Source organism: Brucella sp. TWI432 (assembly GCF_039674445.1).
Taxonomy (GTDB): Bacteria; Pseudomonadota; Alphaproteobacteria; order Rhizobiales; family Rhizobiaceae; genus Brucella; species Brucella chromiisoli.
The window spans coordinates 81,400-104,223 of the sequence record NZ_JBDJNL010000006.1 but is presented as its reverse complement, the minus strand read 5'-3'; the positions used below and the strand labels follow the sequence as shown (position 1 = coordinate 104,223).

The window sequence follows — 22,824 nt, the reverse complement described above, 5'->3', positions numbered from 1 at the left end:
CATTAGATCAGCTTGCCGAAGGCGACTGCGGTGTCGCTCATGCGGCTTGAGAAGCCCCATTCATTGTCATACCACGACAGGACGCGCACCATGGTGCCGTCCATGACCTTGGTCTGGTCGGTGTGGAAAACCGACGAATGCGAATCATGGTTGAAGTCGTGCGAAACAAGCTTCTCATCGGTGTAGCCGAGAATGCCCTTGAGACGGCCATTGGCGGCTTCACGGATTGCATTGTTGACTTCTTCAACGGTTGTTTCGCGCTTGGCGATGAAGGTGAGATCGACAACCGAAACGTTGGGCGTTGGAACGCGGATTGCAACGCCATCGAGCTTGCCTTTAAGTTCCGGCAGAACCAGACCAACAGCCTTCGCAGCACCCGTTGAAGTCGGGATCATGGAAAGGGCCGCTGCGCGAGCGCGGTAGAGATCCTTGTGCATGGTGTCCAGCGTCGGCTGGTCGCCCGTATAGGAGTGGATCGTGGTCATGAAGCCCTTTTCGATGCCGATGACATCGTTGAGAACCTGAGCCACAGGTGCAAGGCAGTTGGTGGTGCACGAAGCGTTGGAAATGACCTGATGGTCCTTCGTCAGCTTGTCATGGTTGACACCGTAAACGACAGTCAGGTCAGCGCCGTCGGCAGGAGCCGAAACGATGACGCGCTTTGCGCCAGCTTCAAGGTGAAGGGCTGCCTTGTCGCGTGCGGTGAAGATACCGGTGCATTCCAGTGCGATATCGACGCCTTCTTCCTTCCACGGAAGTTCAGCTGGGTTGCGGACAGCGTGAACTTTGATCGGGCCGTAGCCGACGTCGATGGTGTCGCCAGCGACTTTCACGTCCTTTGGAAAACGACCATGAACGCTGTCATAGCGCAAAAGATGTGCATTTGTTTCTACTGGGCCGAGGTCATTGATTGCAACGACCTGAATGTCGGTGCGGCCCGACTCGACGATAGCGCGAAGGACATTGCGGCCGATGCGGCCAAAACCGTTGATTGCGACGCGAACTGCCATTTTCTCTATATCTCCCAAAAGGGTTCTGCCTATGCAGTGGCTTGATAAAACAGTTGAAGGTTTTTGCAAATGCTTCAGCTGGAAATGTAAACGCCGGCGTGTTTAACGCCGGCGTTTGATAATTATGCGGCGGCGTTGAGTTTCTTTTCCGCAGCTTCGGCAGCAGCTTCTGCTGTGATGCCGAAATGCTTGTAGAGATCGTTGATTTCGCCCGAAGCGCCGAAGCCCTTCATGCCGATAAACACGCCGTTTTCGCCGATGAAGCGTTCCCAGCCGAGCGCCAGACCTGCTTCGATTGCGACCTTGACCTGCGCATTGCCGAGTGTGGCCTGCTTGTAGGCATCGCTCTGTTCTTCGAACAGTTCAAAGCAAGGAACGGAAACAACGCGGGTTGCAATGCCTTTGCCTTCGAGAAGGTCGCGGGCTTTGAGGGCGATTTCCACTTCCGAACCGGTTGCGAAGATCGAAACCTTTGCATCGCCGTTTGCAGCAGCGAGTTCGTAGGCGCCGAATGCGGAGAGGTTTTCTTCGCGATGTTCAGTGCGCACGACCGGCAGGTTCTGACGGGTCAGAGCCAGTGTTGACGGTGTACCCTTCGAATGCAGTGCAATCTGCCAGCATTCGGCCACTTCCACAGCATCTGCCGGACGGAAGACATTGTGGTTTGGAATGGCGCGCAGAGCTGCGAGATGCTCGACGGGCTGATGCGTCGGGCCGTCTTCGCCAAGACCGATCGAATCATGGGTCATGACGTAAACAACGCGGATGCCCATCAGCGATGACAGACGCATTGCCGGACGGCAATAATCCGAGAAGCACATGAAGGTGCCCGAATAAGGGATCAGACCGCCATGCAGTGTGATGCCGTTCATGGCAGCAGCCATGCCGTGTTCACGAATGCCGTAATGGATGTAGCGGCCACCGTAGTTTTCCGGCGTCACAGCCTTGGTCTGACTGGTCTTGGTGTTGTTGGAACCGGTGAGGTCGGCAGAGCCGCCCAGCGTTTCAGGCACAACGCCGTTGATGACTTCAAGAGCCATTTCCGAAGATTTGCGAGTCGCAACCTTCGGCTTTTCAGCGGAAAGCTTCTTTTTGTATTCGTTGATCGCGTCATCGAAGTTTGCCGGCAGGTCGCCGCGCATACGACGTTCGAATTCTGCACGGGTTTCAGCATCGACATTTGCCAGACGCTTTTCCCATTCCTGACGCTTCTTGGCAGCGTTCAGACCGGCAACGCGCCATGCGTCGAGAACTTCTGCAGGTACGATGAATGGCTCTGCTGTCCAGCCGAGTGCCTTGCGGGTCGCAGCGATTTCTTCTGCGCCGAGTGGCGAGCCGTGGACCTTGTTGGTGCCAGCCTTGTTTGGCGAGCCAAAACCAATGGTGGTCTTGCAGGCGATGAAGGTTGGCTTTTCCGAAACCTTGGCCATTTCGATGGCTTTGGCAATCGCGTCCTGATCGTGGCCGTCAACAGCGAGCGTGTTCCAGCCGGAAGCGGCGAAGCGTGCAGGCTGGTCAGTGTTGTCAGAAAGCGAGATCGGGCCGTCGATGGAGATGTTGTTGTCATCCCAGAAGACGATGAGCTTGTTGAGCTGCAGATGGCCAGCAAGGGCAATGGCTTCCTGGCTGATGCCTTCCATGAGGCAGCCGTCGCCAGCAATCACATAGGTGTAGTGGTCAACAAGGCTGTCGCCAAACTGTGCATTGAGAATGCGTTCGGAGAGCGCCATGCCAACAGCATTGGCGATGCCCTGACCGAGCGGACCGGTCGTGGTTTCGATACCAGCGGCATGGCCATATTCAGGGTGGCCTGCGGTGCGCGCGCCGAGCTGGCGGAAATTCTTGATTTCATCGATGGTGATGTCTTCGTAGCCCGAAAGATAGAGCAGCGAATAAAGAAGCATCGAGCCGTGACCGGCTGAGAGCACGAAACGGTCGCGATCTGGCCAATGCGGGTTCTGCGGGTCGTGCGACAGGAAACGCGTATAAAGCGTCGTCGCGATGTCGGCTGCACCCATCGGGAGTCCGGGATGGCCGGAATTGGCTTTTTCAACCGCATCAATCGACAGGAAGCGGATTGCGTTGGCCAACTGGTTTTGTTTATCGGAATTCGTCATGGTCTCGGCCGTCTTTCCATAGTGGTTTTAACGGGGTTGCGGCGATGCCTCGGAACTGAAGCACGAACTCCTTATACTAAACGATTTAATCTCTTTAAACCGATTAAATGCTTGAGATGCTCGCGCTGCAGAAGGCTTTGGGACACATAGCAGCTGCATTTGTGGAGTCAACAAAACGATAGCTTTTCGACAATAAACAGTCTGCGATCATCGTGCTATACCAGCTAATTTATGGGGTGTTCATCACTGAAAAGCCTTTTTTGCGCGGATAACGGTGCATGAATGGCCTCTCGGCCCCCTCATTTGTTGCTTATCGGGCGGTCGATTATTACAGTCTTTTCAAAGATGCCCGTCCGGCAGGCGCGATTCGATGTCTGTGATCTGGCATTGGAAAGGAAATGGATGGCACCCGATACGACCCTCAGGCAGGTTCTTGAAAGGCTGGAAAAGGCACTCAACACGCTTGAACAAGCGGTGGACCTGCGGCTGGACAAGGAAGGCGATTTCGCCGAAGCTGAGGAAGAGGTGCAGCGTATGAACGCTGACCGTAGCCGTCTTGCACAGGAACTCGATCAGTCTGAGGCGCGCGCTGAACGGCTTGAAGCTGCGAACCGCGAAGTTTCGCGCCGTCTTGTGACAGCTATGGAAACCATTCGCGCCGTTCTGGATCGATAAAGGATACAAGCATGGCGACTGTAACCGTTACCATCGATGGCAAAGCGTATCGCATGGCCTGCGATGAAGGTCAGGAAGAGCATCTTTCCGGGCTGGCTGATCGTTTTGACCAATATGTCACGCATCTCAAATCATCGTTCGGTGAAATTGGCGATCTTCGCTTGACGGTCATGGCTGGCATTATGGTCATGGATGAGCTTGCAGAAACGCAAAAGCGCATCAAGGGCCTTGAAAGCGAGGTCGAGGCGTTAAGACGGTCGCGCGACGAGGCTCTGACCAATGCTGATCAGAACGATGCTGCCATCACTGGTGTGCTCGCAGATGTTGCCACACGGCTTGAGCAGGTGGCATCACGCATTGCGCCGCGCCCAGGGTCGGTGTGATTTAAAAAAGATTTCTGTATCTGGCGCTTGCGCCACTGGCGCTCCCGCCTGACTAAGCCTATATATGGCATTGGCGTACTGCGCTTCCCGACAGGTGTAACAGCATCCCCGGGGCCTTATTGATCTCTAAGGGAGCTGTCCCTGTGAAGGCCCGTGGGCTTTCGCATATGGCGCCCACCTACGTTGTAGGTTCCCGGGATCAAACACTACCATCGGTCGTCGTGGTCGCCACTTTCTTTCGCTTTTGTGCCGTTCGGGGCGAAGCGCTTTGTTATTGAAGACAAATATGTTTTAAAACGCCTTATCCTTCAAAGTTATGTGCGTTTTCTGATGACTTCTTCTTCGCCCGATTTGCCCCCTTTTTCTGAACGTATCAGCATCGCTGTTCCGATTGCTGCGGTGTATGGGCTGTTGCTTTATGTCCTGATCTGGCTGACGCCTGTTTCTGACATGATGCCTTTTATCGCCGGACTCATGCTGTTGCCGATGGGGATTGCCAGCCTTGCATCCAGCATCAGCGATCCACGGGCGCAAAAGACTCTTTGGCGCCATGTAAAAATGAGCTGGATGATTATTGGCGGCCTTGTCGTCATCAGCATGGTGTTCTTCCGGGAAGGTGGCATTTGCGTGATTATGGCGGCCCCATTTTTCGCCGTTTTTTCCGCAATTGGATCATGGTTGACGCTTTCGCTCATCCGCCGCTTTCGCACGCCACGCTCCACAATGCTGGTGATTGCATTGCCGTTGATGTTCTACCCATTTGAACCATTGCTACACTATGAGCCGCATGAGGGAGCGGTCACGACAATTATCGACATTGCAGCTTCGCCTGATGTCGTGTGGGCGCAGACCGCTGAAATCCGCCATGTCCGCCCGGATGAACTGTCATGGACATTCAGTCACGGCATTGTTGGTGTTCCGCAGCCTGTTGATGCGCGTTTGGAGGGGGAGGGTGTTGGTGCTATACGCCAGCTTGAATGGACTCGTGGCGTCCGATTTCAGGAGATTGTGACGCGTTGGGAAGAAAACCGCTTTCTGGCTTGGGATTTCAATTTTGGTCCGGAGTCGATACCGGCGGCTGTTGATGCCCATATCAATGTGGATAGTTCTTATCTCAAGCTTACCAATGGTGATTATCGCCTTGAAGCGCTGCCCAATGGTCATACACGGCTCACACTCACCACACGCTACCGGATTGCAACGCCGATTAATTTCTACTGCGACCTGTGGGGCCAGGTCTTTCTGAATGATTTCCATGGGGTTGTTGTGAAAGTCATTCGCGATCGCTCGGAGAGATTAGCAACAGCGGCTTGACGGATAAGCGCATTCCGGTTCCACTATCAGCAATTGGTGGAGGCGTTGGATGAGTGATCACGGACAGCCGCGATACGGCGATAAACAACAATTGAGGCGAGCGGTGCTTTCGCGTCGCGATGCGCTTGATCCGCGGTTTCGCTATGAGGCTTCTCTAACGGCAGCAAAAAAAGCAGAAACTGTAATTCCCGCACGCAAGGGCATCATCATTGCCGGCTATTGGCCGATCCGCTCCGAGATCGATCCGCGTCCGCTTTTATCTTTCATGCGTGATAAGGGGGCTCGCCTGTGTCTGCCGGTGGTTCTGGATAAGGAAACAATCGCCTTTCGTGAATTTTTGCCGGATGCAGAGCTGGTTCAAACCGGCTTTGGGACGATGGGACCCGATGAAAATGCGCCGCTGGTTGATCCTGCCATTATGCTTACGCCGCTTGCCGGTTTTGACAGACGCGGCCATAGGCTCGGCTATGGTGCCGGTCACTATGACCGCGCGCTGGCGCGTTTTGCGGAGCGTGGCCTGGAGCCGCTGTTGATCGGCATGGCTTTTGATTGTCAGCAAGTGCCACATGTGCCCAATGAGCCGCATGATATTGCTCTTCACCAGATACTGACAGAGACTGGCTTGCGCTCCTTCGATCAGGGCTGATAAAGACGAATTTATGAGATTACTTTTTCTTGGTGACATGGTGGGCCGGTCAGGGCGCACGGCGGTTTATGAAAAGCTGCCGGGCTTGATTTCTGATCTGAAGCTGGATTTCGTGATCGTCAACGGTGAGAACGCCGCTGGCGGCTTTGGTATTACCGAAGAGATTTTTCACGACACGATCCGCGCGGGCGCGGATGTGGTGACGACCGGCAATCACGTGTGGGATCAGCGTGAGGCGCTGGATTTCTCCAAGCGTGAAGACCGTTTCCTTCGCCCTGCGAATTTTCCGAAAGGAACGGCTGGCAAGGGCGAGGGGCTTTATATCGCCAAAAATGGTGCCCGCGTGCTGGTATCCAATGTGATGGGTCGCGTGTTCATGCACCCGGATCTGGATGATCCGTTTATCGCTGCCGAAAAAATCCTCGAAGCTTGCCCGCTTGGCGAGCAGGCGGATGCTGTGTTTTTTGATTTCCATGCAGAAGCCACCAGCGAAAAGCAGTGCTTTGGCCATTTTGTCGATGGTCGCGCCAGCGCGGTTGTGGGAACGCATACCCATGTGCCGACTGCCGATTGCCAGATTCTGTGCAACGGCACGGCCTATATGTCGGATGCCGGTATGTGTGGCGATTATGATTCGTCTCTTGGCATGGATAAGGAAGAGCCGCTCAACCGCTTCTTGTCGAAGGTGCCCAAGGGTCGTTTTGAAGCTGCCAGCGGCCCTGCCACTGTTTGCGGGGTCGGCATCGAGATTTCTGATCGCACCGGCCTTGCGGAAAAGGCTGCCCCTTTGCGCATTGGCGCAAGGCTCGAAGAAACGATCCCTGCCTTCTGGCGGTAGGTCTTTATAATTTTATCCGAACGCCCGCATAATCGTCGGTGACGGCGATGCGGGTGCAAAGCTCTGACCATTCGCAAGATGTACAGGCTTTGCGAATGCTGCCATCGGCGAAAGCCGCTCGCATCTGGCCAAGCTGTAGGGAATCAGGTGAGAGTTGTGCGCCAGCTAAGATCGTTCGGCCAAACAGCTCCGCTATGTCTTTTATAGCCAGCCTGTCCCGAACAGCCACGCTTGCTTGAAAACAGTGGCAATCACTCTCGCAGAGCAGTGGCTGGCAGATGTCGTCGGGGCCATCGATGATCTCAATGTCTTCCCCGTTCGACAAACGCCCGGCAATCGCGTCGTAATTTTCCACGAAAGCCGGGCTGTAGCCCTTGCCGATATAGGTCAGCATACAAAGAAGATGATGACCGCGCAGGCGTACTGTCATTGATCGTTTATCGTGCTGCTGCTTTGAGAATTGCAGCGCCGAGTGCCGACTTGATCAGCGCGCCAACGAGGAACGGCGTGACACCAAAGGCAACGGCTTTTTCAATGCCGATCACGCTCGAAAGCCACATGGCACCGAGTGCAAGGCCAAGCAGGTTGGCAGTGCCGAATGATACAAATGCCAGCATGACGTTTTTGCCGTTCCAGCCACGTTCCGCAAGATATCCGGTCAGGGCTGCCATAATCGGGAACGAGACCAGATAGCCAGCTGTCGGGCCTGCGAAATGTGCGATGCCGCCAGCACCACCAGCCAGAACCGGCAGGCCGATCATGGCTTCGCCGAGCCATGCAAGAACCGTGGCAAGGCCAAGACGCCAGCCATAGAGTGCGCCGATCAACGGCACGACCAGTGTCTGAAGTGTGACGGGAACCGGCACCATTGGAACTTCGATCTGCGATGAGATGGCGAGTACAAACGTGCCGAAAACAACGGCTGCAAGACGCAGGGCCGGTGAACGGGATTCAAGGTTAAGCGGGCTGAAGGAAGGGCGGGTTTGGGTGATGCTTGTCATAGCGTCCTCAAATTATAGATAAAATAGAGATTCGATCTATTTAAATTCCAGATAAGTGGCGTGCTTGGCAAGTAAGAAATTCATTGAATAGATAAAATGCTGTTTGCGCACACCAAACAATCCCAAGTTTGGTCGAACTTTGGGATGAAAAGCAGAAAACTGAAAACTGGTTGTGGGGGATTAGCCTACAATTGCAAAGGAATCACGCGTCTTGCCCGAGGCCGTTTTTACCGGGCGATGACCGATCCATTGAACATGACGCGCTAGGATGCCTGCGGCAGTATCGACATCGTTTTGACGCAGCGCGTCGAGTATCGCACGGTGATCATGATCTGTGCGGGTTTCCCATTCCGAACGCCATGTGGCGAACAGAAATCGTGCGCTGGCGGCATGAAGATCGTCGATGGCGGCGAGCAGCCGCGGCATGTTGCAGGGTTCAAGAATCAGGCGGTGAAAGCGTCGATTGGCTGCCTCCCAGCTTTTTACATCGCGCGATTTGTCGCCTTCAACGGTGGCCTGTTCGGCCGCATCCAGTGTGGCGCGTGTAATGTGGGGTGCAGCATGGTGGAGTGCGAGCACTTCAAGGGCTGCGCGCATTTCTGCAACTTCGCGGATTTCGCTGATACTGAAAGATGCAACGCGCACGCCCCGGCGTGGTTCTGAAACCGCAAGCCCCTGCGCCTCAAGCCGCCTGAAAGCCTCGCGCACCGGCACGTGGCTTGTTTCGAACTCCTCGGCGATATGGTCTTGCCGCAATTTGGTGCCGGGTTCGATTTCGCCCGCAATAATCCGGTCCGCAAGAATGCGGCTGATACGGGCGGCGATTGTTTCGCCGGGCGTGTCGCTGGTGTGCTGATTCATGGTTTTATAGATAATATTTTTTGATTATGCGCGTCGACCGATAAGTGAGCGATCAACATAGGATTTTGTAATTTGGCGCTTTTGCTGGACGAATGCGGCTCAATTCCTTATAACGCGGCCATTCAGCACGGAAAGCGCGGTGGCCGATATGCCTACGGCCAGACCCATTCTTATGTGACGCTTTCTCCGTGCGCATCATATGAACAGAACAGGGGTGCCATGGCTGGCCATTCACAGTTTAAGAATATCATGCACCGCAAAGGGCGTCAGGATGCCGTGCGGTCGAAAATGTTTTCCAAGCTCGGACGCGAAATTACCGTTGCGGCCAAGCAGGGTCTGCCTGACCCTTTGATGAACCCGCGCCTGCGTCTGGCAATCCAGAACGCCAAGGCGCAGTCGATGCCGAAAGATAACATCGAGCGTGCCATCAAGAAGGCTGCCGGCAATGACGGCGAAAACTATGATGAAGTGCGCTACGAGGGCCGTGGTCCGGGCGGCGTCATGGTTATCGTTGAAGCGCTGACCGACAACCGCAACCGCACCGCATCCAATGTGCGTGCGGCTTTCACCAAGTCGGGTGGTGCACTGGGCGAAACCGGCTCTGCCGCGTTCATGTTCGATCGTGTTGGTGAAATCATCTATAAGTCGTCAGCTGGTGATGCTGACACAATTATGGAAGCCGCGATCGAGGCGGGTGCTGATGATGTTCAGTCCGGCGAAGAAGAGCACGTGATCCTCTGCGCTTTTGAAGACATTGGTGAAGTGTCAAAGGCGCTGGAAGCAGCACTTGGCGAAGCCGAATCGATCAAAACGATTTGGAAGCCGCAGACCAATACTGAACTGGATGAGGAAAAGGCACGCTCGGTGCTCAAGCTTCTCAATGTGCTCGAAGATGATGATGACGTTCAGAACGTCTACAGCAACTTTGAAGTCAGCGACGAAGTGATGGAAAAGCTGAGCGCCTAAGTTCTGGTATCAGTTCCGAATATGAAAACTCCCGGCTTGTCCGGGAGTTTTTTGTTGGGCGTCATTCTTTGAAATGCGGACAACAAAAAACCTCGCCTAAGCGAGGTTTCTCGTCAGTTCATATTCGGCGGTATTAGATACCGAGATTGCCGAAACGATTCTTGAACTTGGTTACGCGGCCACCGCGATCAAGCAGGGTCTGCGAGCCACCGGTCCATGCTGGATGCGTGGATGGATCGATATCGAGGTTCATCGTATCGCCTTCCTTGCCCCAGGTAGAACGGGTCATGTATTCGGTGCCATCGGTCATCACGACCTTGATGGTGTGGTAGTCGGGATGGATATCAGCTTTCATCTTCTCAATCCTGAAAGTCTGGGAGCAAAAGCCCAGCTCTAATTTTTAAAACTGCGGCACTTTCGCCCAATGACAGATATGAAGACCCGTTACCAACAGCAACGGCTTCCAAAAGGGTTGGCGAGCCTATACATCAGGCGCACGGCAATAACAAGGGCGCAATCTCAAGAATGGCCAGCAGAGACAGTCAAATTCGCATGAATCCAGATTTAGACGCGCGGGGAGAACGTAAACGTCGTTCGCTGAAGCCGTTAAAGCGGATGATTCCCTTTCTTGTACGCTACAAGACTCTTGTGGTCGGCGCGCTTTTTTCGCTGGTCCTTGCAGCTGCCACAACGCTTGCCGTTCCCGTTGCCGTGCGTCGCATGATTGATCATGGCTTCACCGGTGCCAATGCGGTCTTCGTCAATAATTACTTCGGTATGCTGGTCGCGCTGGCGCTGGTTCTGGCGCTGGCATCGGGCCTGCGTTATTTCTTCGTCATATCGCTGGGCGAGCGCGTGGTTGCGGATTTGCGCAATGCCGTCTTCTCTCATGTAACCAGCCTTTCGCCGGAATTCTTTGATCGCTCGCAATCCGGCGAGATCGTCTCGCGCCTCTCTGTCGATACCACACAGATCAAATCTGTTGTGGGGGCTACGGCGTCTGTGGCGCTGCGCAATGTGATTCTGGGTGTCGGTGCGCTGATTATGATGGTTGTCACCAGCCCCAAGCTGTCCGCACTTGTGATTGCCGCGATTCCGCTGATCGTGATTCCACTGATTGCCTTTGGTCGTTCGGTGCGCCGTCGCTCACGCATGACGCAGGATATGCTGGCGCATGCCAATGCCTATGCCAGCGAACAGATCGGTGCCATGCGCACACTGCAAGCTTTTACCAACGAAAATATGGTGGTTCGGCATTTTGCAAATGCGGTCGAGAAGGCCTATCAGGCAGCGCGCTCTTCGATCAAGGCGCGGGCCATTCTCACAGGTTTTGCGATTTTTCTGATTTTCTCCAGTGTGGTTGCTGTGCTCTGGTTCGGTTCGCGTGATGTGCTGTCTGGCACAATGAGCGCGGGCACGCTGGGGCAGTTCGTCCTTTATGCGGTGTTTGCGGCCAGCGCCTTTGGTGCGCTTTCAGAAGTGGGGGGCGAGCTTGCGCAGGCCGCAGGTGCCACAGAACGTCTTGCAGAAATTCTTGATGAAAATCCCGGCATTTCTGCTCCTGCAAATCCCGTTGCTTTGCCTGAACCGCCGCGTGGCGAAATCAGCTTTGACAATGTGTCTTTTTCCTATCCGACACGGCCTCATACGCCTTCGCTTCATGGCTTAAGCTTCGCTGTAAAGCCGGGAGAGACAGTTGCGATTGTCGGCCCATCCGGGGCAGGTAAAAGCACGATCTTCTCGCTGGTGATGCGTTATTACGATCCGCAGAGCGGCTCGGTGATGATGGATGGTGTTGCTTTGCCTCAAGCTGATCCTGCGAAGGTGCGCGAACGCATTGCGGTGGTGCCACAGGATGTGGCGATCTTTGCCACCAGCATTCGCGAAAATATTGGTTTTGGTAAGCCCGGTGCGAGCGATGCGGACATTGAAGCCGCAGCCAAAGCAGCGCTTGCGCATGACTTCATTATGGCGCTGGACAAGGGTTATGATACGCAAGTCGGTGAACGCGGCGTGACACTTTCAGGCGGCCAGCGTCAGCGCATTGCGATTGCGCGTGCGATTCTGCGTGCCGCGCCTATTCTCTTGCTCGATGAAGCCACTTCGGCGCTGGATGCAGAAAGCGAAATGCTGGTGCAGAAGGCGCTCGACAGTCTCATGGACAACCGCACGACGCTTGTCGTGGCGCATCGTCTGGCAACAGTTCTCAAAGCCGACCGTATTCTTGTACTTGACAAGGGCCAGATCGTCGAAGAAGGCACGCATCAGACGCTGGTTGAGAAGGGTGGCATTTATGCCCGCCTCGCCAAGCTGCAATTTGAAGCAGGCGCAGGCGTCTTCGGTAAATGAATAAGGGGGGCTTCAAGCCCCTTTAACTCATTATCTCTCAGTAAGCTTAAGCTCGATGCGGCGGTTTCTCGCACGGGCATCGGCGGTATCGGAATTGTCGAGAGGCTGATATTCGCCAAAACCTGCTGCAACCAGGCGGTTGGCTGGCACGCCATTGGCGATCAGATATTTGACCACTGCCGTTGCGCGCGCGGAAGACAGTTCCCAATTGTCGCGGAAGCGGCCAGTGCCTGTCAGGGGTACATTATCGGTATGACCGTCCACGCGCAGAACCCAGTTGATGTCATCCGGGATTTCCTGATTGAGCGTGATGACGGCTGCCGCAAGCTTTTTCATCTCTTCTAGACCGGCAGGGTTGAGATCAGCCGAGCCCGTTGGGAAAAGCACCTCTGACTGGAACACGAAACGGTCGCCGACAATGCGGATGTTTTCCTTGTCTGACAGTATAGCACGCAGGCGGCCAAAGAAGTCGGAGCGGTAGCGGTTAAGTTCCTGTACGCGCTGCGCAAGCGCCACATTAAGACGGCGACCGAGATCGGCGATCTTGGCTGTCGATTCGCGATCACGCGATTCGGAAGCATTCAACGCATCTTCAAGCGCTGCGATCTGGCGGCGGAGTGCTGAAATCTGCTGGTTGAGCAATTCCACCTGAGAAAGTGCCTGTGCACTGACCTGTTTTTCCGCGTCGAGACTCTGGCTTAATTCACCTGCGCGCTTTTCTGCGGCAGCTCCTGCACCACTGCCTTCATTGAGCAGGGCTTGCAGGCGAGAGCGTTCGCTTTCCGCACCTGAGAGCGAGGCTTGCAGATTGGCAATCGTGTCTTGCAGGTCCTGCGAATTGCTTTTTTCAAGCGATAGGAGTTGCGTGAGTTCCTGTATCTGGCTGTTCAGGCGCGCCAAAGCGCTGTCTTTGCTATCAACATCGCGGCTGAGCAGAAATTGCCCGAGCACGAAGACCGTCAGCAGAAACATGATGGCCAGCAGCAATGTTGTGAGCGCATCAACAAAACCGGGCCAGTAATCAATATGGCGCTGCGGGCGACGGTTACGGGCAAGAGCCATGGTGCTTACTCCGAACGTTCGCTTGGGGTTTTGGCACTTATCGTCTTGTTAAGACGGTCAAGCGTTTCGCGGATGGCCTTTTGCTCTTCTGCCTGTTTTTCAACCCAGTCGCGCATCATCTGCTGTTCGCTGCGCATGCTCTTGACCAGACCCTGAATGCCTTCGGCAAGATTGGCAAGGGCTGCTGATGTGCGCTGGCTGGAAGCCTCGCCACCCTGCAAATTCTGCACGCGTTCGGCAAGATTGCGAATACCGCCGAGATGCTCATCGATGCCAAGATCAGAGCCAAGATCGGTCACGGATGACAGCCAGTTTTCAAGCTCGGTGTAAAAACGATTCTGGGCGCGGCCAGCCTGAAGATCAAGGAAGCCGAGAATCAGCGATCCCGAAAGACCAAACAGCGAGGATGAGAAGGCCGTTCCCATGCCCGAAAGTGGTGCCTGTAATCCGGCTTTGAGCGAATCAAGAACATCTGTGGTGCTGCCTGAGCTTGGATCAAGGGATTGGATAGTCTGGCCGATCGAGCCGACCGTCCCAAGCAGCCCCCAGAATGTACCGAGCAGGCCCAGAAAGACCAGAAGGCCGATGAGATAACGCGAAATATCGCGGCTTTCATCAAGGCGCGTGGCAATCGATTCGAGAATGGAGCGGGTGGAGTTGGTGGTGAGTGCCATTGATTGTCTGCGGCCAATCAATGCGCGCATCGGTGCAAGGAGAACCGGTGGGCGCGTGGCGCCGTCGCGATCCCCGTCGCGGAAGGAATTGACCCAGCGAATTTCAGGCAGCAATCGCAGAACCTGTCCGAAGGCGAGCAGGATGCCAACGAGCAGAACGCCGAAAATCAGGCCGTTAAGGACGGGATTGGTGATGAAGAATGTATGTATCTGTCGTATCAGCACAGCCGCCAGAAAGGCGACGATGATCAGAAAGATCACCATGGACAGAATGACAATTCTCGGACTGCTCAGGCGGTAGGGATCATAATCCCGCGTGTCGTCCAGTCGTTCCCGAGAAAGTCTCAAATCGCTCATGCGTTTCGCTCCGTGGATATCCGCAGGGATAATCTGTCGTGGGGGAGCCTACTGCATAATTTGGTGAAGCGGAATCGTCCGGCGTGAAAAAAATATGCGCAAAACAAAGCACCCCGGCAATCATGCCGGGGCGCTTTGTTGAAAGAAACGTATGATCAGATTGGTTTGTTGATCGTCTTGAGCAGGGCTTTCTGAATGCTTTCATTGCCTGCAACGATGGTCTTGGTGCCGAAAATGTTCTGACCACCCTTTTTATCGGATACAAAGCCACCAGCTTCACGGATCATCAGCATGCCAGCGCCGAGATCCCACGGGTGCATACCGTCTTCCCAGAAGCCGTCGAGACGGCCTGCGGCGACATAAGCGAGATCGAGAGCAACCGCACCCATACGGCGGATACCGGCGGTTTCACCCATGACGTTGCGCAGTTCGACCAGATAATGGCCGTGGCCGGGGCGACCCAGATGCGGGATGCCGGTGCCGATCACGCAATCGACCAGCTTTGTGCGCGCTGCAACGCGCAGACGGCGATCATTGAGGAACGCGCCACCGCCGCGTTCAGCGGTATAAAGCTCATCCATCGCTGGGTTGTAAATGACGCCAGCAACAATCTGTCCCTGACGCTCGAGAGCGATAGAGACTGCAAAAACCGGAATACCATGCAGGAAGTTGGTGGTTCCATCCAATGGATCGACCAGCCAGCGATGCTGTCCGTCCTTGGAAGGAACTTCGCCCGATTCTTCCATCAGGAAGCCAAAATCCGGGCGGGCGCGGCTCAGTTCGGTGTAGATGATTTTTTCCGCTTTGCGGTCCGCCTGACTGACATAGTCGCCGGGGCCCTTCAGTGAAACCTGAAGATTTTGCACTTCGCCGAAATCGCGCGCAAGGCCGCGACCGGCTTTCATGGCGGTTTGAACCATAACATTGAGGAGGGCTGAACGGGCCATCTGATCATCCTTTGAGAGCGCATAACGAAACCTGTGAGCCGGTTTTCGATACATATGCGCGTTAATAAACCTGTGAGTGTCGATCTGACGCGATCAGACCACTGACACTCAAAACTGAGCAAGCTGAGAAAGAACTGTCACATCCCCTTGAGAAGGGGGGGACTGCGGCGCCGGGCATGTTTCGGCGCCGCTCAATTTTGAAAAAAGACGTTATGCGCGGCTGATATAGGTCAGTTCGCTGGTGTCAACGATCACGCGTTCGCCCGATTCAATGAATGGCGGAACGAGGATGCGGATACCGTTTTCAAGCACTGCTGGCTTATAGGAAGAAGCAGCGGTCTGGCCTTTGACGACCGGGTCAGCTTCGACGATTGCCAAAGTTACCTGTTCCGGAAGACGAATGCCGATTGGCTTTTCTTCGTAAAGTTCAACCGTAACCATCATGCCGTCCTGAAGGAAGGCTGCGCGGTCGCCGACGAAATCCTTGAGGAGTTCGAGCTGCTCGTAGGATTCGGTATCCATGAAAATCAGCGCTTCGCCCTGTTCGTAGAGGAACGAGAAGTCCTTCTGTTCCAAACGAACCCGTTCAACGGTTTCTGCTGCACGGAAACGTTCGTTGAGCTTGGTGCCGGTGATGAGGTTTTTCAGTTCGACCTGATTGTATGCGCCGCCTTTGCCTGGCTTGACCGCATTGGTCTTGACCGCAACCCACAGGCCGCCATCATGCTCAATGACGTTGCCGGGGCGGATTTCGTTACCATTGATCTTCATGAGTTTAATCCGGGAATAAATGTGAAAACTGTTGCGGCCCGGCGCATCACGACAGAAAGGCAATCTCCCGCATCTTTTCGGGGATTGCGTCCATCTTTAACTCGAACCACGATAATCGGGCTCTCCAAGACCATAAATTGGCGCTTTGTGCAAGTCTGCGGCGCCAATGAGCGGATCAGACACCCAAAAAACTACCCTGAATTTACCGCACGCGCAGACTGTTTGCTGTTTGAACAGCCTCTTTAAGCTGTTCGTCGGCGAGTCCATCCATCATATCGTTGAGGTCGGGTGAGCGATAACCGGCCCGTTGCGCGACGATGTACCATGCCGCAGCCTTGACCAGATCGCCATCTGTGCCGATACCATCGCGATAGAGCCGGGCAAGCCATGCCTGCGCCATCACTGTGCCACGCTGGGCGGCAATCTGCATCCAGCCAAAGCCTTGTTCGTAATTGCGATCGCCGCCACGCCCTTCAATAAGCCAGCGCGCAAGATCATATTGCGCTGTGTCATAGCCTTTGCGCGCAGAAAGCAACAGATAGTCGCGAGCCTTCTTATCGTCATGAGCGATTTTGTCAGTGCCGTTGGCGTAGATCTGACTGAGCGCATACTCAGCATCCGGCAATTTTGCTGTTGCAGCTTTTTCAAACCACGGGAAAGCTTCATCCAATCCCTTTGGTCCGGGCGTCTTCATGATGACAAGCTGGCCGTAATTAAACTGTGCCATTGCATTGCCGCCTTCAGCCGCCTCATGCATCAGCTTGGTGGCCTTGGCCGTATCTTTGTGAATATATCTGCCCTGTAAAAGCAGGGCTGCATAGCGAAACTGTGCTTCGTTCACGCCTTTTTCGGCGGCTTTCGCATACCATTCTGCCGCCTTTGTCTGATCGGCTGGCACGCCAAGACCACGGGCATAGATTTCGGCAACCAGGGTTTGGGATGCTGGATCGCCTTCTTCAGCTTGTGGCAGGGCAAGATTGAAAGCCGTCAGATAGAGGCCGCGCTGATAGGCACCAAATGCTTCATCAACCGGCTTGTCCCCAAACCGGCGTGGATCGATGGCTGGCAAATGTGCTGTTGTTGCCGGTTGCGGCAACATTTTGGGCTTCTCAGCCGGTTTGTCGCCTTTGCTGTCGTGTTTTGCTTGCGCGCCTGCGGGTTTGTCTGCAGCGCTTGCAGCCATGACGGCTGGAGTGGATGCAGCAAAGATCAAAGCCGTGGCGAGAAGAATTCTGCTCTTCATGGGGCGTGCAAACCTTGAACGTTATTTATCGAAACGTGGAGCGTGTTCATCCAGAAGCCGGTTGGCATGTGCTACGGCCTCTGCCGGGTCTTCCGCTTCAAAGACAGCACGGCCAAGGGCAACAAAATCAGCGCCGGTTTTAGATGCGGGGATGACACTTTCAACCGTGTTGCCTGCCTGGGCGATGCTTGGGATTTCGACCATCTCCGACCACCATTCAGCCAATGACAGATTGCGGGGATGGGCATCGGGCTTGTTATCCGCACCAATTTTGCCAAAGAAAACATAATCGGGCTGCAACTCACCAATTTCCATGGCGCTATGGCGATCACGCAGATTGCCAGTGCCAATAATGAATTTAGGTGTGTGCTTCTCAATGGCTTCGGCAAGTTCCGCCGCCTTGCCTTCAATATGAATGCCGTCCGCACCCACACGGCCTGCGATGCGCGTATCATTGAGAATGATGGCTGCGGCAGCTTTGGCCTGAATCACAGGAACCGCTTTTGCAGCGGATGCCTGAAATGTTGCTTCATCAAGATCGCTGCCATCAAGGATCACACTTGCCACATCGCCGCCTGAAAGCGCTGCGGTCAGGAGTTTCGCCAGTGCATCCCCATTGGCCATGGGTGGTGCAACCAGCAAAAGGCGGCAGCGTTCATTGTTTTGTTTTGCAGTTGGCGCGTTCATAGACCAAACCTAGCGAAAAATGTTGATGGAATTCGGGCATAAAGTAAGAGGCGTTCGTTGAACAGCCCCTTTAGGCGGACTCAGCCTTGTCCGACATGCGCTGTCCGGGTGCTGGCATAATGTTATCCACTGGAACGAAAGTTGATTGGAACCAACCGGGTTCTGCCCGAATTAACAGCTATATAGGCGGCAATGAGTGTTGCGCTATTGCAGACAGAAAACAAACAGCAGGCAGACGAAATGACGAATGAAACGGCGAAAATAGTGCCAAAAGTCCGCGATACACGCATTGATGTGTTTCGCGCTCTGGCTCTGCTTACCATTTTCATCAATCATGTGCCGGGTACGATTTATGAGCACTTCACGCATAAGAATCTTGGCTTTTCTGATTCTGCTGAAGCTTTTGTTCTGATTTCAGGTATGGCCGTTGCATTGGCCTATGGTTCCAAGTTTGCACCGGGCAACCGTCTGGTTCTGACACTGAAAATGTGGCGCCGTGCCTGTGTTCTTTATACAGCGCATATTATGACCACGCTTGCGACAGTGGGTATTTTTGCTTCCGCTGCCATTTTCCTCAAGCATCGTGAGCTTCTCACACAGATCAATATCGCACCGCTGGTCAAACAGCCGGTCGAGGCGCTTCTTGGTCTTGTCACACTCGGCCATCAGCTTGGCTATAACAACATTTTGTCGATGTATGCGGTCGTGCTTCTGCTGACGCCGCTGCTGCTGCTGCTTGCGCGTATCAGCCTGTCGCTGATGCTTGGTGTGTCGGGCATGGTGTGGTTGCTGTCGGGTCTTTATCATGTCGCGCCAGTGAATTATCCAACGCCGGGTGTCTGGTTCCTCAATCCACTATCGTGGCAGTTTCTGTTTGCCATCGGTATTGCCGGCGTCATGTATGTGCGTCGCGGCGATAAAATTCCGGCACATCCTGCATTGATTGCAGCTGCTGTTGGCTATCTGGTGCTGTCGCTTGCATGGGTTCGTCTTCCGCTTTGGGGTATTGATGCCTCAATGGGCATGCCTGCGGTGCTGACCGGTTTCGACAAGACGTTCCTTTCGGCGCCCCGTCTTTTGCATGTGCTGGCGATGGCCTATCTGATCGCGGTTGTGCCGACGCTTAACAGCATTGCGCGTACGTCACCACAAAACCCGCTGGCCATTCTGGGCAAGCATTCGCTGCCTGTGTTTATTGCCGGGACTCTTTTGGCGATGGTTGCACAGGTAATGAAGCTCGTTAATCCGGGCGGCTTTCCATATGACACGTTGCTGATTGCAACCGGTGTCGTGATGCAGTTCGCTTTGGCTTATTATCTTGAATGGCTACCGACCATTGGCTGGGGCAAGAAGCCTGCACTTAAGCCGGTTTCTGCCGAGGGCGCAAAGGCTCCGGTTGTTTCAAGCCCCAAGCCCGCATTGCAGCAGGCTTAAAAATACGGATTTTAAAAGCCGCCTCCGGGCGGCTTTTATGTCTGTCGGCCCTGAAACACACGATGTTAACCATTCATTAATCTTAATACCGTTAAATAGTTCATATCCAGTTCGGCTGGATTCTTACCGAGTGGTTTAGCCACTCTGTTTGACGCCTCCCTGTTAAACTCCTGAGAGCCGCCTTTGCGGCTCTTTTTTTATGCCTTTTTGCCAGTTTGCAGCCGCAGCCATTTACCATTCCTGAAAATCCTCCCCAAATTTTTAACCTTTCGTTAAACATATTCTTGCGCGACGGTGCATGAAGGTGCAGTTTATCGTGGACTCATGAAAACTGCCTGTTCCGTCTTCGCTCTCCCCATGGTCGAACAGCAGTTCAAATAATTCATTTGCATACCTTGGCAGTATGCGAGCAACAAAATGGACGTGAACGCGTTCATGTAAGGTGGCAGAGCAGTGATTAGCGAACAGGGACAGATGCCGGGTAATATGATCAGCCTCGCCGAGCGCATGGTTTTCTCGGATTCCTTTAAGCCGATTTACGGTGAAGGCATGGATATGGTTGAGGAAGCCGCGAGCTATCTCGACGGGGAGGGCCGTGAAGAAGCGCGCAGTCTTTCGCGCGTTGCTGCAACCCTTTATGCAGCCGAATCGATGCGCCTGACCACACGGCTCATGCAGGTGGCTTCGTGGCTCTTGTTGCAGCGTGCCGCGCGCAATGGCGAAATGTCCCGCAAACAGGTCGAAGCCGAAAAGGCAAAGGTGCGTCTTGATACGCCGTCTGCCGGTGATATTGCGCCGGGCTGGAACGAATTGCCGTTCGCCTTCATTGAACTCATCGAACGCTCAATGCGCCTTCAGGCGCGTGTGCGCCGCATGGACCGCAATGTTTACGGTGAAGTTGTTTCATTGCAAAGCGCACCCCATGGCAATCCGGTATCGGATCAGATCGTTTTGCTGAAGACGGCTTTCGGCGCATCTTAGAGCGTGCCGCGCTTAATCGTACCCAATAGGCTCGCTCTATCTTCTTGTTCTCACGCATGTCGTTCTTGAATCGTAGCGGGAACCCGCCTTTCCGCGTCGTACTTGAGAGCGCCGAGACCGTGTTGGGCGCACAAAGGTCTCTCTAAATCTGGAAAATGACAGCGGCGCGATTGCGAAGGTTTGGATCGTCGCCGATTGGTTTTTCGTTATGCTCAACCCAGGCATGTGCGACGAACGGGAAACGCTGTATGCCAAGATACAATCGGGTATTTGCTATAGACCGCACCAGTGCATAGCATCGCACTGCGATTGCAAATTCAAGACATTCAAAGCGGAATGGCGAAAGTCGAGACGCCACCATTATGTCGTCGGAAAACGCGTTTATATCCAGAATAGGAAGCCATTTTCGGAACAACCACCTGTGGCGCGTGATAAAATTTACCGCTCCAACAATTCCGCGACGCTTTATCAGGATCTGGATCAAATAAACCCATAGAATCAAACGAGGTTTGGCGCGGCCCGAGACATAGGCGGTTGGGTTTTCTGGCAGGTAGCGCCATGAATAATCATTCATGCCTCTGGCTATCTGAGAGGCGACAGGCTCCCTTTCACCGGTCACTGACGGCGCAATCAGTGTTTCAAGTTTGGGTGACAATGCATCATTGAATTCAGGATTCAATAGCGCAGCCTGAATGATTGTCGTTTCCTCATCCGAGAGCAGTATATATTGGTCATTCTTACTGTCAAAAATGACACCGCCGTCTCTTGTGAAGCATGGATGGTAATAATCCCTGAATGTGATGCCCATTACATTTCGCTTTTCCAGCATTTGTAATAAAGTTCGAGCGACAAAAGCAGCAGCGTTGACGGCGAAATGAATTCGCCGCCCATTTGGCATCTGCGAATATCGTCAAGAACATTCGCTTTATTGATAAAGCCACATTTGGCTGCTTCGCCATTGAGTATCAACTCAACGATGTGTTCACTTTCCGCACGGATCATACGCTGGACAATACCGCTGATATCTCCTTTTCCCTTACGCATGAAACTCGTGGCGCCGAAACGACGATGGAAGCTTTCTCTTTGCGGTAATCTATTGAGTTCATAAGAAAAGGTTGAGCTGTCCGGCCTGTTTTCCGCCCAACGGATCAGCGTTTCATTAAGGTATGGATAGACAGTCTGATATCGGATGTCTGTTAGACGGTCTGCCGCGCCATGATGGACCGCTGCCATGAGTGATCGGCGATGCCGTATCCAATCACTCGATACGGATTGATTTTGGAAAATGCTGTTAACGCGTTTTTGCTCATTAAACGCAATTCTATACAGTTCGCTATTGAATATTGCTTTTTTATCTTGAGAGGAACCAATATTGGCCGCGCCGTAGATATGGAAATACAGCCGTGCCTGGCAGTCTGATAAGCTCTCACGAGCAAGCCGCAACCATGATTTTTGGTTCAAAACGGTAAGTTTGCGCGCCGTTTCAAAGGCTTTGGTAATATTGGGGTGTTTCTTCCAAAGATGATCAATGGCTGCACTCGCCACAGGATTCGCCAGAAATATGTGGTCGCCACCGTGCCCATTTAAAATCATGCAATCAGTCGGCAAAGACTGAGCATAATCGATCAGGTCTCGTTGCGAAGCCGAATGAAGCAGCCATAGAGATGGGCGCTTTGGTTTGTAAGCAGGTCCGGTGAAGAGATCGGTGAATATGCCGTCCGAACGGATTGGTATCAGGTGAAGATTAACGCCATGCTTGCCGCAAAGCGCCTGAGCGGCAACCACATCGGAAGAATTCGATATATTGGGGTCGTAATAGGTAACGGGATATAGTTGTTCAGCCGTTCGTGGCTGTGTCAGGGCAGCGTAGAAAACACCTGAAGAATCAAGACCTCCTGACAGTTCCAGAATGAACGGTCTGTTTGGCCCGCCAGCGCTGTTGATGTGCTCAATGAGAGTTTCAGGGATTTCACTGCTATCAAGTTGAGACGTCTCACCACAGATGAGTTTATACGTTATTTGCCCGTTTGAATGAAGAATGGCTGTGGTTCCGGGCATAACACAGCCTATTCCGGTAAAGGGCGTTTGATCTGTGGCAAACTCAGTTGATGATAGATAGTTCGCGATGAAGCCAGGATTCGATTTGAGCTTGGCCTGCATAGCTGACATCGCGGTCATATCATCCGAGATTAGCCACTGATTTTTATTATAGAAAAAGAATATATCATGCGCGCACCAGAGTGGTCTCTCGACAGTAACTTCTCCTCCGGCTGGCTTGATGTGGAATTCTCCGCGGTGCCCATAAAGAACCATTTCATTTAATATGGGTGAGAAAGAATAAAGGAATGGATTTTCTTCACAAGAGGATGAAGAATATTTATGATTTAAATATTTAAAAAATCCAGACGATACGAATGCACCGTCGTTTGAAATAGAGAGCACCGCATCACCAGATTTATCTTGAAAATTCGACAGACATGAATTCTCACTCATGCCTGCCTAATCATT

At 53.6% G+C, this 22,824-nt stretch carries 23 protein-coding genes and 1 other RNA gene; 10 read left to right on the top strand and 14 right to left on the bottom strand.

From position 1 onward, the window contains the following. Window positions 1-2 precede the first annotated feature (2 nt). Together gap and tkt are read right to left on the bottom strand one after the other, a co-directional pair. Entirely contained in the window at window positions 3-1,010 is a 1,008-nt protein-coding gene (gap, locus tag ABE527_RS11255) for a type I glyceraldehyde-3-phosphate dehydrogenase (protein WP_499696975.1), read from the bottom strand. A 122-nt stretch (window positions 1,011-1,132) separates the two neighbouring features. Further along, the gene (tkt, locus tag ABE527_RS11250; RefSeq protein WP_499696974.1) at window positions 1,133-3,127 is read right to left on the bottom strand and encodes a transketolase; all 1,995 of its coding nucleotides are present in this window, start codon (window positions 3,125-3,127) and stop codon (window positions 1,133-1,135) included. A 402-nt stretch (window positions 3,128-3,529) separates the two neighbouring features. Here tkt and ABE527_RS11245 point away from each other — a divergent pair, with 402 nt between their 5' ends. The 6 genes from ABE527_RS11245 to ABE527_RS11220 all read left to right on the top strand — a co-directional run bounded on the left by ABE527_RS11245 (window position 3,530) and on the right by ABE527_RS11220 (window position 6,983). Next, window positions 3,530-3,802 carry a DUF4164 domain-containing protein gene (locus ABE527_RS11245; protein ID WP_094540354.1) on the top strand — a complete coding sequence of 91 codons (273 nt, stop codon included), beginning with the start codon at window positions 3,530-3,532 and terminating at the stop codon, window positions 3,800-3,802. Window positions 3,803-3,813: 11 nt separating this feature from the next. Then, window positions 3,814-4,185, top strand: coding sequence for a cell division protein ZapA (locus tag ABE527_RS11240; RefSeq protein WP_265984823.1), 372 nt, complete (start codon window positions 3,814-3,816; stop codon window positions 4,183-4,185). A gap of 72 nt (window positions 4,186-4,257) precedes the next feature. After that, window positions 4,258-4,416: non-coding RNA, 6S RNA (ssrS, locus tag ABE527_RS11235), on the top strand. A 99-nt stretch (window positions 4,417-4,515) separates the two neighbouring features. Beyond that, a complete protein-coding gene (locus ABE527_RS11230) occupies window positions 4,516-5,499 on the top strand; it encodes an SRPBCC family protein (RefSeq protein WP_499696973.1) in 984 nt (327 codons plus the stop codon). A 49-nt stretch (window positions 5,500-5,548) separates the two neighbouring features. Next, window positions 5,549-6,145, top strand: a complete 597-nt coding sequence (locus tag ABE527_RS11225; RefSeq protein WP_499696972.1) for a 5-formyltetrahydrofolate cyclo-ligase — start codon at window positions 5,549-5,551, stop codon at window positions 6,143-6,145. Window positions 6,146-6,158: 13 nt separating this feature from the next. After that, entirely contained in the window at window positions 6,159-6,983 is an 825-nt protein-coding gene (locus tag ABE527_RS11220; protein ID WP_499696971.1) for a TIGR00282 family metallophosphoesterase, read from the top strand. Window positions 6,984-6,987: 4 nt separating this feature from the next. Here the strand turns inward: ABE527_RS11220 and ABE527_RS11215 are convergent, their stop codons facing one another. The 3 genes from ABE527_RS11215 to ABE527_RS11205 form a co-directional block, all read right to left on the bottom strand. Then, entirely contained in the window at window positions 6,988-7,413 is a 426-nt protein-coding gene (locus ABE527_RS11215; RefSeq protein ID WP_265984819.1) for a DUF1284 domain-containing protein, read from the bottom strand. 7 nt (window positions 7,414-7,420) lie between these two features. Continuing rightward, window positions 7,421-7,984 (bottom strand): biotin transporter BioY, encoded by a 564-nt coding sequence (locus ABE527_RS11210; RefSeq protein WP_265984818.1) that lies wholly within the window; start codon window positions 7,982-7,984, stop codon window positions 7,421-7,423. A gap of 180 nt (window positions 7,985-8,164) precedes the next feature. After that, complete coding sequence (locus ABE527_RS11205) at window positions 8,165-8,845, bottom strand: GntR family transcriptional regulator (protein WP_265984817.1); 681 nt, start codon at window positions 8,843-8,845, stop codon at window positions 8,165-8,167. 219 nt (window positions 8,846-9,064) lie between these two features. Between ABE527_RS11205 and ABE527_RS11200 the strand changes: the two genes are divergently transcribed. Further along, a complete protein-coding gene (locus ABE527_RS11200; protein WP_265984955.1) occupies window positions 9,065-9,811 on the top strand; it encodes a YebC/PmpR family DNA-binding transcriptional regulator in 747 nt (248 codons plus the stop codon). Window positions 9,812-9,944: 133 nt separating this feature from the next. On the opposite strand, the gene rpmE is transcribed toward ABE527_RS11200, so the two are convergent. Continuing rightward, window positions 9,945-10,166 carry a 50S ribosomal protein L31 gene (gene rpmE / locus ABE527_RS11195; RefSeq protein ID WP_265984816.1) on the bottom strand — a complete coding sequence of 74 codons (222 nt, stop codon included), beginning with the start codon at window positions 10,164-10,166 and terminating at the stop codon, window positions 9,945-9,947. Between the two features lie 170 nt (window positions 10,167-10,336). On the opposite strand from rpmE, the gene ABE527_RS11190 reads away from it, so the two are divergent. After that, a complete protein-coding gene (locus tag ABE527_RS11190; protein WP_499696970.1) occupies window positions 10,337-12,160 on the top strand; it encodes an ABC transporter transmembrane domain-containing protein in 1,824 nt (607 codons plus the stop codon). Between the two features lie 30 nt (window positions 12,161-12,190). Here the strand turns inward: ABE527_RS11190 and ABE527_RS11185 are convergent, their stop codons facing one another. From ABE527_RS11185 to ABE527_RS11160, 6 genes are all read right to left on the bottom strand, one after another. Then, the gene (locus ABE527_RS11185; protein WP_265984814.1) at window positions 12,191-13,222 is read right to left on the bottom strand and encodes a peptidoglycan -binding protein; all 1,032 of its coding nucleotides are present in this window, start codon (window positions 13,220-13,222) and stop codon (window positions 12,191-12,193) included. Window positions 13,223-13,227: 5 nt separating this feature from the next. Then, window positions 13,228-14,253, bottom strand: a complete 1,026-nt coding sequence (locus tag ABE527_RS11180) for a flagellar motor protein MotA (RefSeq protein WP_499694527.1) — start codon at window positions 14,251-14,253, stop codon at window positions 13,228-13,230. Between the two features lie 155 nt (window positions 14,254-14,408). Next, a complete protein-coding gene (locus tag ABE527_RS11175) occupies window positions 14,409-15,200 on the bottom strand; it encodes an inositol monophosphatase family protein (RefSeq protein ID WP_499696969.1) in 792 nt (263 codons plus the stop codon). 210 nt (window positions 15,201-15,410) lie between these two features. Then, window positions 15,411-15,971, bottom strand: coding sequence for an elongation factor P (gene efp / locus ABE527_RS11170; RefSeq protein ID WP_265984811.1), 561 nt, complete (start codon window positions 15,969-15,971; stop codon window positions 15,411-15,413). 202 nt (window positions 15,972-16,173) lie between these two features. Next, on the bottom strand, window positions 16,174-17,214 hold the full coding sequence (locus ABE527_RS11165) for a tetratricopeptide repeat protein (RefSeq protein WP_499696968.1): 1,041 nt from the start codon (window positions 17,212-17,214) through the stop codon (window positions 16,174-16,176). Window positions 17,215-17,235: 21 nt separating this feature from the next. Then, entirely contained in the window at window positions 17,236-17,901 is a 666-nt protein-coding gene (locus ABE527_RS11160) for a thiamine phosphate synthase (protein ID WP_499694525.1), read from the bottom strand. A gap of 240 nt (window positions 17,902-18,141) precedes the next feature. Between ABE527_RS11160 and ABE527_RS11155 the strand changes: the two genes are divergently transcribed. Then, a complete protein-coding gene (locus ABE527_RS11155; protein WP_499696967.1) occupies window positions 18,142-19,335 on the top strand; it encodes an OpgC family protein in 1,194 nt (397 codons plus the stop codon). Window positions 19,336-19,809: 474 nt separating this feature from the next. Further along, window positions 19,810-20,316: a protease adaptor protein RcdA gene (rcdA, locus tag ABE527_RS11150; RefSeq protein WP_499696999.1), complete on the top strand. Its 507-nt coding sequence runs from the start codon at window positions 19,810-19,812 to the stop codon at window positions 20,314-20,316. Window positions 20,317-20,458: 142 nt separating this feature from the next. Here the strand turns inward: rcdA and ABE527_RS11145 are convergent, their stop codons facing one another. Continuing rightward, entirely contained in the window at window positions 20,459-21,124 is a 666-nt protein-coding gene (locus ABE527_RS11145) for a lasso peptide biosynthesis B2 protein (RefSeq protein WP_499696966.1), read from the bottom strand. Next, a complete protein-coding gene (locus tag ABE527_RS11140) occupies window positions 21,124-22,809 on the bottom strand; it encodes an asparagine synthase-related protein (protein WP_499696965.1) in 1,686 nt (561 codons plus the stop codon). The genes ABE527_RS11145 and ABE527_RS11140 overlap by 1 nt, the downstream gene beginning before the upstream one ends. Window positions 22,810-22,824 lie beyond the last annotated feature (15 nt).

Coding starts and splice junctions, on each gene's coding strand:
- gap (WP_499696975.1), bottom strand. CDS start 1,010: ATGGCAGTTCGCGTCGCAATCAACGGTTTTGGCCGCATCGGCCGCAAT.
- tkt (WP_499696974.1), bottom strand. CDS start 3,127: ATGACGAATTCCGATAAACAAAACCAGTTGGCCAACGCAATCCGCTTC.
- ABE527_RS11245 (WP_094540354.1), top strand. CDS start 3,530: ATGGCACCCGATACGACCCTCAGGCAGGTTCTTGAAAGGCTGGAAAAG.
- ABE527_RS11240 (WP_265984823.1), top strand. CDS start 3,814: ATGGCGACTGTAACCGTTACCATCGATGGCAAAGCGTATCGCATGGCC.
- ABE527_RS11230 (WP_499696973.1), top strand. CDS start 4,516: ATGACTTCTTCTTCGCCCGATTTGCCCCCTTTTTCTGAACGTATCAGC.
- ABE527_RS11225 (WP_499696972.1), top strand. CDS start 5,549: ATGAGTGATCACGGACAGCCGCGATACGGCGATAAACAACAATTGAGG.
- ABE527_RS11220 (WP_499696971.1), top strand. CDS start 6,159: ATGAGATTACTTTTTCTTGGTGACATGGTGGGCCGGTCAGGGCGCACG.
- ABE527_RS11215 (WP_265984819.1), bottom strand. CDS start 7,413: ATGACAGTACGCCTGCGCGGTCATCATCTTCTTTGTATGCTGACCTAT.
- ABE527_RS11210 (WP_265984818.1), bottom strand. CDS start 7,984: ATGACAAGCATCACCCAAACCCGCCCTTCCTTCAGCCCGCTTAACCTT.
- ABE527_RS11205 (WP_265984817.1), bottom strand. CDS start 8,845: ATGAATCAGCACACCAGCGACACGCCCGGCGAAACAATCGCCGCCCGT.
- ABE527_RS11200 (WP_265984955.1), top strand. CDS start 9,065: ATGGCTGGCCATTCACAGTTTAAGAATATCATGCACCGCAAAGGGCGT.
- rpmE (WP_265984816.1), bottom strand. CDS start 10,166: ATGAAAGCTGATATCCATCCCGACTACCACACCATCAAGGTCGTGATG.
- ABE527_RS11190 (WP_499696970.1), top strand. CDS start 10,337: ATGGCCAGCAGAGACAGTCAAATTCGCATGAATCCAGATTTAGACGCG.
- ABE527_RS11185 (WP_265984814.1), bottom strand. CDS start 13,222: ATGGCTCTTGCCCGTAACCGTCGCCCGCAGCGCCATATTGATTACTGG.
- ABE527_RS11180 (WP_499694527.1), bottom strand. CDS start 14,253: ATGAGCGATTTGAGACTTTCTCGGGAACGACTGGACGACACGCGGGAT.
- ABE527_RS11175 (WP_499696969.1), bottom strand. CDS start 15,200: ATGGCCCGTTCAGCCCTCCTCAATGTTATGGTTCAAACCGCCATGAAA.
- efp (WP_265984811.1), bottom strand. CDS start 15,971: ATGAAGATCAATGGTAACGAAATCCGCCCCGGCAACGTCATTGAGCAT.
- ABE527_RS11165 (WP_499696968.1), bottom strand. CDS start 17,214: ATGAAGAGCAGAATTCTTCTCGCCACGGCTTTGATCTTTGCTGCATCC.
- ABE527_RS11160 (WP_499694525.1), bottom strand. CDS start 17,901: ATGAACGCGCCAACTGCAAAACAAAACAATGAACGCTGCCGCCTTTTG.
- ABE527_RS11155 (WP_499696967.1), top strand. CDS start 18,142: ATGACGAATGAAACGGCGAAAATAGTGCCAAAAGTCCGCGATACACGC.
- rcdA (WP_499696999.1), top strand. CDS start 19,810: ATGCCGGGTAATATGATCAGCCTCGCCGAGCGCATGGTTTTCTCGGAT.
- ABE527_RS11145 (WP_499696966.1), bottom strand. CDS start 21,124: ATGGGCATCACATTCAGGGATTATTACCATCCATGCTTCACAAGAGAC.
- ABE527_RS11140 (WP_499696965.1), bottom strand. CDS start 22,809: ATGAGTGAGAATTCATGTCTGTCGAATTTTCAAGATAAATCTGGTGAT.